Consider the following 5,373-nt stretch of genomic DNA (forward strand, 5'->3'; position numbering starts at 1 on the left):
TGTGGTGATTACAATTATATCTCTCTGAGGTGTTTTTTCATACTTTTAAGTGGCTAACTTCATTTTAGAACTTTTAAGTGCTAAGGAAGTCAATGCTTTCTCAAAAAAATCTGTCAAGTAACTTTACTTTACAAAAAAGATATGGTATCATAGTGAAGTTGATGAAAATCAAAACTCATATTGAAAGGAAAACATAAACATGGCAGTACCTGCACGTCACACTTCCAAAGCGAAGAAAAACAAACGTCGTACACACTACAAATTGACTGCACCATCAGTACAATTTGATGAAACTACTGGAGATTACTCACGTTCACACCGTGTATCTTTGAAAGGATACTACAAAGGACGTAAAATCGCTAAAGCTGGCAAATAATAGAAGGGAGATATCATGCGCGTAAATATCACACTTGAACACAAAGAATCTGGTGAACGCTTGTACCTTACTTCTAAAAACAAACGTAACACGCCAGACCGTCTTCAATTGAAAAAATACTCACCAAAATTGCGTAAACACGTGATTTTTACAGAAGTTAAATAAGTTTTAATTAGTAAAAAATAGCTTTATATCAATGGTTATAGCCATTGATATTTTTTATTGGCAACATTTTGGGAACATAAAAGGTAGTAAGCATGCACTTACTACCTTTTGCAATCTGCGTTTTTGTCAAACAGACTTCGCTAGTTAGACAAAAGCCGCGATTAAATGAGCTTTATCTGCCCCTCCAGTTTATCTGCAACCTCTCTCATAGCATTAGGACGTAAATGCGAGTAGGTTCTAAGTGTTGTTTGAACATCAGCATGACCTAACCTATTTTGGATTTCTAGGTCATTCATGCCTAAAGATAGCAGGAAACTAGCGTGGGAGTGTCTCAAGTCATGTATTCTAATGGACTTAACGCCTGCACGCTCACTATGAACCTTTATAGCCTTTACTAACATTGTTTTGGTAACAGGCAAGCAATTATAAGAAAAGATGAAACTAATCTGTCCTATCTTTTCTTGATGAGTTCGCCACTCTTGTAGAAGCTCTAGAGTAGTATCATCAAGGTAAATAAGCCTTGTCCCTGCTGTAGTCTTAGTGGGATTAATCTGCCATGTATTTCTATTCTGATAAAACATAGACTTACTAACAATAAACGACTTATTTTCGAAGTCTATATCGTCCCAGTATAAGGCTTGTAACTCGCTAATACGGAGACCGGTCATAAAGAGAAAGTAGATCGTGATAAACTTCAAATGTTCCAAAATATCATCTTTTTGGAATGTATGGATGACAGCTTCAAATTCTTCTTTCGTCCAAAAGTCTACCTTGCACTTCGTCCTGCTAACATTTTTTACAATCCGTGCTGGATTTTCATTAACAACTCCTAGAACCATTGCCATATCAAATATCTCTTTTAACGTCTGATGTAAGTCTTTGACATAGTTATTTGATAGGTTAGCCTCAAATAATTCAGTATGCCAATTTTTAACATGGATAGGCTTTATATCGACCAATTTCATCCGATAAAAATATTTTAGGCGTAACAACTTAGAGCGAAAGGTTAAAAAGGTTCTATCACTGACCTTATTCTTATAACTTGGAATAAAGTACTTTTCTAGAAAAACGTCCATTGTTAAGCTAATACTATTAGTTATAGCCTTTTTAGAGTGTCGAGCAATAAAATCATTATACCATTTTTTAGCCTCTAATTGCGTTCTAAAGCCTCGTTTTTTCTTTTGCAACCTTTTACCTGTAAGCTCATCAAAACCTATTGAAGCAACAGCATAATAGCTACTGGTCGCCTTATCATAATAGACATGGGGAATTTTAGGCATAGTGCCCCTCTTCTTCAATATTCAGCTTAGTTCCCAGTATTTCCTCCACTGCTTCCACTGGCACACGCCCAAGCCCCTTAGACGCATAATAGGCAAAGCCCTTTTGTACCATGAGAGCCTTAGCACGTCTGATTAAGTCATAGGCTTGATAGTTGCCAAATCCGATATTGATTAAATCTTGTTTCGTAATAAACATAGCTTTTATATTCCTTTCATGTTATAATTTACTTAAGTTTTTTATTGGTTGATGCGGTTCGTTGACTGCATCAATTTTTTTATTTGGTGATACTTACTCATACTCTGCAAAAAGACGTAAACATCAGGCAAGTGCGGATAAATTTCAGAGCTTTCTCTAAAGCCAACAAAATAGTTTCTTGCCGTCACACATTTAGTAAATATAATTATCTTCCTAGTCACTCCTAACAGTCCCCCAATACTTTCCGCTTTGTTGCTCTTGAACATATTGTTCCACTAATTCCTTATCTTTAGTAGTCAAACGCTTCTCTCCCTCTGATATTAAATCCAAAATATACTGATTAGCAAAGTCATCACCAAATGCTTCAGCCTTGGCATGATACACCATAGCTAGCGTTTTAGAGGATTGTTTATCTAAAAAGCGTTCTGACTTTGCAAGTGTGCGCTTTTCTCTGTCTATTTTTAAAATCGTTACCTCCTTTGTTGCAAGGTAGTCATTCCACCACTTAACAGTAGGACGACGACGTTTATTTTTGTCTTTAGAATATTCATCATCCAGCACAAACCGATAACTTTGATTAACTAGTCCAAAAAATAAAGTTGGTAAAGGTGTGTGGTCAATCATAGAGACAGCAAAAGCATTTGCCTTTTTACCAAACAATCGCAACTCACAACGCACCCAGTCCTCAACATCAACCTGTTTACCACTGTCTACCTGCTCCATCTTTTTGTTATAGATACTTAACTGCTGGCTATCACTTCCCTTTACCCCTATATTGACTGTTTCACCAACAGTGGCACCACTCTCCAAAATACCTGTCTCAAAGTATTGATACTTTTTAGACTGTGAGATACAGAGCCCTTTTTTACAATAATCATAAATGAGTGGCACATTTAAAGACCTGTCAAAAATATCGTGGGCAATATCTACTCGAGTAAAATTTGCTTCTTTACTCACAAATCGCTGAAATAAAGCTACCCAATTATTGTCATTTTTATGCAGATATTCTTCGTATTGCCGACAGCCTTGCCCTGTCATTTGTACGAATATCCCCATTTTTTGAGAGAGCTTACCTGTTCTTTCATCAATCGAATAATAAACCTTAATATCCCCACAAGAAAAATGACTGTTATATCGGTTTATACCGTATGATTGCAAGGAGAATTGTTCTATTTTCATCAGTAATAATTCAGAGATAACAGCCTTAACAGCTTCAAAAGGACATTTTTCTATTGTTTTTATCGTTGCAGAGAACCAGTCTATCGATACTAAATTAGTTGTCATCTGCCTGCAACTCCACACCGTCTGCTACAAGTTTCACAGAGTTCCAAGCATATACTCTTGCCCATTCATTTTTCTTGCCTACTACAGATTTATTCACCATTTCTTGCTTCAGTAAAACCCTAGGACGTACTAACTTGATGACAAATTCACCTGTTTGATTTATCAAAGTTCGAATTTTATCAAAATCACCAACTAACTCAATGTCCATTTTTTGTAAAGAACTTGTTGGTAATTTCATTTTTTCTAAGGCTGATACCACTTCATTATCTAGCCCATGCACAATAAAGTTATTTGTTTCACCAGTCTCCTTGCGCTGACCATCAATGTAGTCCGCCTTCATGGTCTCTTTTGCAGTAGAAAAATCTACTCGGAACATATTGGGGATTTCAAATTGTCTAATATCTAATTCCAATTCAGATAAAGGCATTTTTTCTTCTACAAGGCTAATTTTTTTCATCATGATTTAACTCCCTAAAATACTATTTTGATAAAATTTCACAATCTCTATCTGTACATCATTTTTACAGCGAAATTCCTACCTGTACATGAAAATATAGTGAAAACGTTGGGGCTCTAAGAGTAGCGCGATTTTATGCCATAAAACCTGCCTACCGCCAGTTGTAGCAAGGGATTGACCCGTGTTTGATGTACGGGTTACCTACCTATTAGTAGCGTAGGTAACCCAAAATTTAGCAAAGTTTGTGAAATTTTTGAGCAATGTTTGAGACGTATCACCGCAGATGACCGGCGCTGACCGCTTGGCTTCCGCTCAAGCTATCGCCTATCTGCTATACGTCTCAAACAGGACAACAAACTCGCAACTACGGAACGGCAGAACGTCGGAACGGCGAGCTTCACAAAGTTCGCTCTTATTCCTTGTTCTTTGTTCCTTGTTACTCGGTATCAGTAAACGACACCACAAACTACTACAGCAAAGCTCACTGACCCATAACATTCACCTCCTTGAAATTTCATACACAAATATGTTATACTTGTTGTATCGATTTGATACATTTATTATAGTATCGTTTCGATACATTGTCAAGTCCTAAGTTTCATTTGGTACAAAAAAGGAGACATTTAATGATTTTTGCAGAACGCCTAAAAGAAAAACGACTAGAAAAAGGAATCACGCAACAAGAAATTGCAGATAAACTGCACGTCAATCGGGTCACATATACAAACTGGGAAAAGGGAAATCGAGAACCTAACTTCAAAAATTTAATAGAGTTAGCCAATCTTTTAGAAACCACCACTGATTACCTATTAGGAAGAAGTAAAACACCACACAGTGAAGCTATTAAGAGTATTGACTTGACATTCATAAATAACTTTTCAACTCATGAATTACAGCGACTTGAGCTTGCGATTTCAATAAAACTCCAACGAACTAAACAAAGCCCTAATGAGTTCAAACAAGAACTTATAGAAAAATATCACCTTGATAACACAGGGATAAATAAACTAAACATCATATTTCAAAATATCTCTGGCAACACTTTGGAAACAACCGATATAAAATAGACCTATTTTTCAGTAACTAGAACTTATTCAAGCACAATAAAACGTAGTATTCTACATACTACGCAACACCTATATTACAGAAGTTAAATAAGGTTTCATTACGTTTCAGTACATGCTGAAAACCTTGATTTTAAGCGGTTTTTGGAATTTTGAATTTCACTACAAATCACTTAAAATCAGTTCTATGGCAACCTTTTTTGAAATAAAAAAAGAAAGTCAACAATCGAAGAAAATCGCAGTCCTAGTATTTTTCTAGGACTTTTGCTTTCCCTTTGCACTTTCTGTAAATAGTGTTACAATAAGAATGAAAGAGAGTTGAGCGGGAACTCAACTCCTATGTAGAACCGTTAAAAAGACGGTGGCTTGTATAACAGATTTAATCCGTCCTACTCGCTCAAAAGTGGGGACGGATTATTTTTTGTCGTTGTCCTTGAAGATTTTATAGCACAAACCAATTAAAGCAATAACAAAGGCAAAATTCAAGTCCAAGTTAGCCAGCGTATAACACCTCTCTGGGAGTTTTGTAATCTAATACTTTCTTAGGTTAG

At 36.1% G+C, this 5,373-nt stretch carries 7 protein-coding genes; 3 read left to right on the forward strand and 4 right to left on the reverse strand.

Going from position 1 to position 5,373, the window contains the following annotated elements:
• The first annotated feature begins 199 nt into the window (after positions 1-199).
• Both rpmF and rpmG read left to right on the forward strand, forming a co-directional pair.
• Positions 200-376, forward strand: a complete 177-nt coding sequence (gene rpmF, locus AALA56_RS09620) for a 50S ribosomal protein L32 (protein WP_115271487.1) — start codon at positions 200-202, stop codon at positions 374-376.
• A gap of 15 nt (positions 377-391) precedes the next feature.
• A complete protein-coding gene (gene rpmG, locus AALA56_RS09625; RefSeq protein ID WP_002262412.1) occupies positions 392-541 on the forward strand; it encodes a 50S ribosomal protein L33 in 150 nt (49 codons plus the stop codon).
• Positions 542-702: 161 nt separating this feature from the next.
• Here the strand turns inward: rpmG and AALA56_RS09630 are convergent, their stop codons facing one another.
• From AALA56_RS09630 to AALA56_RS09645, 4 genes are all read right to left on the reverse strand, one after another.
• Complete coding sequence (locus tag AALA56_RS09630; RefSeq protein ID WP_369909835.1) at positions 703-1,821, reverse strand: tyrosine-type recombinase/integrase; 1,119 nt, start codon at positions 1,819-1,821, stop codon at positions 703-705.
• Positions 1,814-2,017 carry a DUF3173 domain-containing protein gene (locus tag AALA56_RS09635; RefSeq protein ID WP_369909836.1) on the reverse strand — a complete coding sequence of 68 codons (204 nt, stop codon included), beginning with the start codon at positions 2,015-2,017 and terminating at the stop codon, positions 1,814-1,816. Before AALA56_RS09635 ends, AALA56_RS09630 begins: the two co-directional genes overlap by 8 nt.
• Positions 2,018-2,230: 213 nt before the next feature.
• On the reverse strand, positions 2,231-3,301 hold the full coding sequence (locus tag AALA56_RS09640; RefSeq protein ID WP_369909837.1) for a replication initiation factor domain-containing protein: 1,071 nt from the start codon (positions 3,299-3,301) through the stop codon (positions 2,231-2,233).
• Positions 3,291-3,761: a hypothetical protein gene (locus AALA56_RS09645; protein WP_369909838.1), complete on the reverse strand. Its 471-nt coding sequence runs from the start codon at positions 3,759-3,761 to the stop codon at positions 3,291-3,293. Before AALA56_RS09645 ends, AALA56_RS09640 begins: the two co-directional genes overlap by 11 nt.
• Before the next feature lie 623 nt (positions 3,762-4,384).
• On the opposite strand from AALA56_RS09645, the gene AALA56_RS09650 reads away from it, so the two are divergent.
• Complete coding sequence (locus AALA56_RS09650; protein WP_369909839.1) at positions 4,385-4,825, forward strand: helix-turn-helix domain-containing protein; 441 nt, start codon at positions 4,385-4,387, stop codon at positions 4,823-4,825.
• Positions 4,826-5,373 lie beyond the last annotated feature (548 nt).

The organism is Streptococcus hyointestinalis (genome assembly GCF_041225505.1).
GTDB classification, from domain to species: Bacteria; Bacillota; Bacilli; order Lactobacillales; family Streptococcaceae; genus Streptococcus; species Streptococcus hyointestinalis_B.